This window comes from Vibrio sp. R-1 (assembly GCF_035615595.1).
Taxonomy (GTDB): domain Bacteria; phylum Pseudomonadota; class Gammaproteobacteria; order Enterobacterales; family Vibrionaceae; genus Vibrio; species Vibrio cholerae.
The window spans coordinates 1-4767 of sequence record NZ_WPDC01000142.1 but is presented as its reverse complement, the minus strand read 5'-3'; the positions used below and the strand labels follow the sequence as shown (position 1 = coordinate 4767).

At 49.4% G+C, this 4767-nt stretch carries 3 protein-coding genes; all 3 read right to left on the bottom strand.

Annotated features, from left to right (window positions below; genetic code table 11):
• Window positions 1–101: 101 nt before the first annotated feature.
• Window positions 102–1418 (bottom strand): MBL fold metallo-hydrolase, encoded by a 1317-nt coding sequence (locus GOU96_RS16860; RefSeq protein WP_199354909.1) that lies wholly within the window; start codon window positions 1416–1418, stop codon window positions 102–104.
• A 434-nt stretch (window positions 1419–1852) separates the two neighbouring features.
• Window positions 1853–4018, bottom strand: coding sequence for a polysaccharide biosynthesis tyrosine autokinase (locus tag GOU96_RS16855; protein WP_267782519.1), 2166 nt, complete (start codon window positions 4016–4018; stop codon window positions 1853–1855).
• 109 nt (window positions 4019–4127) lie between these two features.
• Window positions 4128–4568, bottom strand: a complete 441-nt coding sequence (locus GOU96_RS16850) for a low molecular weight phosphotyrosine protein phosphatase (protein ID WP_113612858.1) — start codon at window positions 4566–4568, stop codon at window positions 4128–4130.
• Between the last annotated feature and the right edge of the window lie 199 nt (window positions 4569–4767).

Below are 4767 nucleotides of genomic sequence, written 5' to 3'. Positions count from 1 at the left end.
ACAAGCTTAATCTTGCTGATTGATAAAGAGATGGCTCTTGCCCCTCCCCCTTCTAGGGGGAGGACGGGAGGGGGTATTTCACACCAAACCAAGCTTCCCACTCAAAGCACCGAATATCCGAGTTGAGTAAGCTCAGCCGCGAACGCTTGCTTGGCTGAGGCTTCACCGTGGATCAGGTGCACTTGCTTGGGCTTTTCAGGAATGCCGGTAATAAAGCGCAGTAAATCGGCCTTATCGGCGTGGGCGGAATAACCGGACATCGTATGAATATGCGCGTTGACTTCCACTTCAGTCCCCTCAATCCAGACCGAAGGTTGACCACTTTGAATACTGCGCCCAAGCGTACCTTCTGCTTGAAAGCCAGCCAAAATCAGGTCAGTTCGCTTATCCGGCAGCAGCGCCTTTAAATAATCCATAATGCGGCCGCCCTGACACATCCCCGAAGCCGCCACCACAATCGCCGCCTCTCCGGTTGAGGCTAAACGGTTGACCAAGCGCTCATGGGTTCGGTGATCTTCCACCGTAATACACTGCTCAAACGCCAACGGATGCCGATGCATTTGCAGCCGCGCTTTGGCTTCTCGTCCCCATAACTGTTTAAAGCGACGATAAGAACGCGTTACTCGCTGCGCCATCGGCGAATCGAGAATAATCGGCAAATTAGCATCGATTTGCTGAGAAAAGATAAGCTGCTCAATATCAAAGAGCAGCTCTTGGGTGCGCCCGACACTGAACGCCGGAATCAAAATCGCACCGCCGTCAGTCAGTGAGCGTTCAATCATCACGCGCAGCCGCTGCCCTCGGCTCTGCACATCCTCGTGCTGCTTATCGCCATAAGTGGTTTCAATAAACAGATAATCTGCCCGCTCTGGCGACTGCGGATCGGGCAACAAAGGCGTATGGCTTGGCCCCAAATCCCCCGAAAACACCACCACCTCACCATTCGGACGCCGAATTTCCACATACGCCGAGCCCAAAATATGCCCCGCAGGCTGAAAGCGCACCCAGAGCGAATCAGCACGCTTAGGCTGCACCGCAAACCACTTTTGATAATCTTGCACACGCAGCAAACGGCGCACCTCGGTCAGTACGCGCTCACTCTGCTTGGGAGACATGCCTAACTGCAGCTTTAAACCATCTTCCAGCATCAATGGCACCAGCTCCGCCGTTGCCGCCGTGCAATAAATCGGCTGCTTAAAACCGGCCGCCAATAACCAAGGCAAACGGCCAATATGGTCGATGTGCGCATGGGTTAAGATCAGAGCATCCACATGCCCCAGTGCAAACTCCACCGCCAACGGGCGTTCATCCGCCCCTTGAAACAAGCCGCAATCAATCAGCAGCGCTTGCCCATCGGCTCGCAATTCATGGCATGAACCCGTGACACTCGCCTTACCTCCGTGATGAACCACTTCCATGTTGTTTTCCACTCCTAAGTACATTAATTAACCGATGGGATCATACCGATTTCGCACAAGCATGAATTGAAAGGATAAAAAAACCGCGGTAGAGACCGCGGTTTTTCAACTTAAATCGACATCATTAATACACAAGCTCACGGAAAAATCATGAACATCCTTGCTATATAATGGCTCAAAGCCGGTCAAAAACTTCACAGCGAGCCTATTAGATAAATAGCTAAAAACTGTAACTCATTGATTTAAAAAAACCATGAAAATCAACTCGATTCAAACTATTCAATCTATCCGGATTTTTCGCTTTCGAATTCTATAACAGTATGCTGCGAACCCTTTAAATCCGGGCATGTTCATGATTTGACCCTGCCGCCTGTAACTAATATTTTCATTGCTAGACTCAACTGTTCAATTTATTGAAGTGGAATTTAATTTTTTTATTTATTTGCATCACCATAGCTGTAGTTGTAATACCCATAGCCATAAGTACTTGACGCTTTCTTCTCGACGGCGTTGAAAATCACCCCTTTCACTTCAATACCGGATTGCTCAAAGCGGTGACGGGCCACATCAATCTCTTTCGCGGTATTTTGGCCAAAACGCGCCACCATTAAGGTAGTACCGGCGTGGGCACCAACAATACTTGGGTCAGTCACGGCCAATACCGGCGGGGTATCCACAATAACCAAGTCATAATGCTCAGAGGCCCATTGCAGTAGCTCTTCCATTCGCTTATGCATCAGCAGTTCTGAAGGGTTGGGCGGCACTTGGCCACGGGTGATAATCGCTAAGTTTTCCACTGGGCAGGTTTTAATGCAGCTTTCTAGGGCTAACTTGCCGGCAAGGTAATCAGAAAGGCCATTTTCCCACGGCAAACCAAACGGCTTTTGTAGGTAGCCTTTACGCATATCGGCATCAATCAATAGCACTTTTTGGCCGGTTTTCGCCGCGACCGCGGCAAAGTTGGTCGAAACGAACGATTTACCAATACCCGGCGCAGGGCCTGAAATCATCAAGATATTGTTTTTCGCTTCCATCATCGCAAAGTGCAAGCTGGTGCGTAGGCCACGCAGCGCTTCAATCGAGAGATCGGCAGGGTTGTATTCGGCCAGTAGCGTAAGCTCATCGCTTTTACGGCGCTTCATCCGCTTTTCAAAGCCTTGTTGCATATCTGACTTCGGAACACTGGCGTACACTGAAAGCCCTAAGGCTTCAATATCATCTGGGTTTTCGACTCCGCGGTGCAGCGCGGCTTTCACCAATACGAAACCGACACTCGCCATCGCACCCAATAAGGTCGCTAATACGGCAATCAGCGGTTTTTTCGGTTTGACTGGGTTGGCATAGGCTTGTGCGTTATCCAAAACTCGTACGTTACCGACCGTGCCCGCCCTAATCACATTCAGCTCTTGCACTTTATTGAGCAATTGCAGGTAGATTTGCTGGTTTACTTCCACATCACGCGTCATGCGTAGGATTTCGCGCTGGGTTTTCGGTAGCTTTTGTACTTGGTGGTTAATACGCTCACGTTCTTTGAGCAGCACTTGGCGTTTATCCAGCAGCGATTTATAGGCTGGGTGGTCAGTGGTGAAACGCTGGCTGATTTCACTCTCTTTAAAGGTCAGTTCGTTAAGTTGAGCTTCTAGCTTAACCATCACATCCAGCGTGGCTTTCGCTTCTAGGCTTAGGTCAATGGATTCGTTGTCTTGACGGTAGCGGTTCAGTACATCTTCTGAACTTTCTAAATCGGTTTTGATATCCGGTAGGTGGCCTTGTAAAAAGCTCAGGCTTTTTTCGGCTTCAGCCGAGTTACGTTTCACGTTTTGCAAAAAGTAGTTTTGGCTGATGTTATTGAGCAGCGCGCGGATCTGCGCTGGGTTTTCACCGGTCAGTGACAGCTCGACAATGCCGGTCTGTTTGCCTTTTTCAGCAATCGAGAGGTTTTGCTTGAGCTCGTCAATCGCATCCAGCTCATTGATTTTGGCAATATTGAACGCAAAGCCACTTTCGGCTTCCATCCCCGTGACAAACAAACGGTAGTCATCTTGCTCCGCCAGCTCACCCGCTACGCCTTGCAAAATCACTTTGCCATCACCACGCACCAGCTGGTAAGTGCCTTGCTCTGCATCTTGCAACACGATTTGATGCTCTAACGTGGTAGCGAAATCCGGCAGTTCAAAACGGCTGACTTGCAGTTGATTCATTCGACCACTTAAACGCGCCATGCCTTTGCCGATGAGGGGGAAATAATCCGGCGTGACGAGGGTAGTGAGGTTAAATTTTTCAACGGTGTCGCCCAAAATCATCCGCGATTTGATGATTTCAATTTCCGTGGTCGCGGTAGAATCCGAACTGAACAGTTCGCCCATATCTCCGCCCACCAGCGATGAGATGCCGCCGCCTTTTTTGGCTTCGATCTGGATTAAGGCATCCGCCTTGTAAATGGGAGTGGAAAGAATGGCAAACGCTACCCCAAAAACGGCAAAAACCATTGTGGTAACGAGGATGATCCATTTTCCGTCAAGCAGTAAGCCAAAAAGTTTGCCCAGATCGATTTCGTCAGAGGCGGAGTCGATGGTGCGCTTTGATGTTTGTGCTGTCATAGTTTTTGCTGTTTTTAGGGAGTTTCTGTTTAGGGTTGTCTGTTTTCGGGTCAAAACGCCGCTACACCCAACAAAGGGTGTGAATGAGCAGGTTAAGTATCCCGTTCGGTTAGAGTTTTTTTACCCAAGCCGCGGCCGCTTGTTCGATCAGCGCGTAGGCGTGATCAAACGCTTCTTTACTTTGGCGGTACGGATCGGGAATGTCGCGTTGACCAATCCATTGTCCGAAAAGCATGGTTTTACCACGCGCTTCGGGCGCGATGTCACTGAGGGCGTTAATGTGCCCTTTTTCCATCACGAGGATGAGATCAAATTGACTGCAAAGCTGTGGGGTAAGCTGTTGTGATTGATGGCCTTCCAGCGAGACACCGTGTTCTTGTGCGACTTGGATTGCCATATCATCAGCCGATTTGCCGACAAGTCGGCTTTTTTCAGAGGCGAGACCAGCAGAAGCGATATTTTTATGAGGCAGTTGTTGTTTTAGTAATCGTTCACCTATCGGTGAACGGCAGATATTGCCAACGCAGACGACTAATATGTTGTTGAACATGGTATTTCTTGGGTTTTGTGAACAATTTGGGCTGTTGAGTTTAATTGTGTTTGTTATTTTCTCAACCGCCACACCGCGATTTTTTGATACCTGTGCATGCTTTCCCTCTGCGGGGGGCTTTTGCTCCTCCCCCTTCTAGGGGGAGGTTGGGAGGGGGTATTGTTTCCTGCTTCGCTCAACCTTTATCACCAAGGCATTG

Bases quoted from the DNA above. Each gene is read 5' to 3' on its own strand.
- GOU96_RS16850 (WP_113612858.1), bottom strand. From the start codon at position 4,568: ATGTTCAACAACATATTAGTCGTCTGCGTTGGCAATATCTGCCGTTCA.
- GOU96_RS16855 (WP_267782519.1), bottom strand. From the start codon at position 4,018: ATGACAGCACAAACATCAAAGCGCACCATCGACTCCGCCTCTGACGAA.
- GOU96_RS16860 (WP_199354909.1), bottom strand. From the start codon at position 1,418: ATGGAAGTGGTTCATCACGGAGGTAAGGCGAGTGTCACGGGTTCATGC.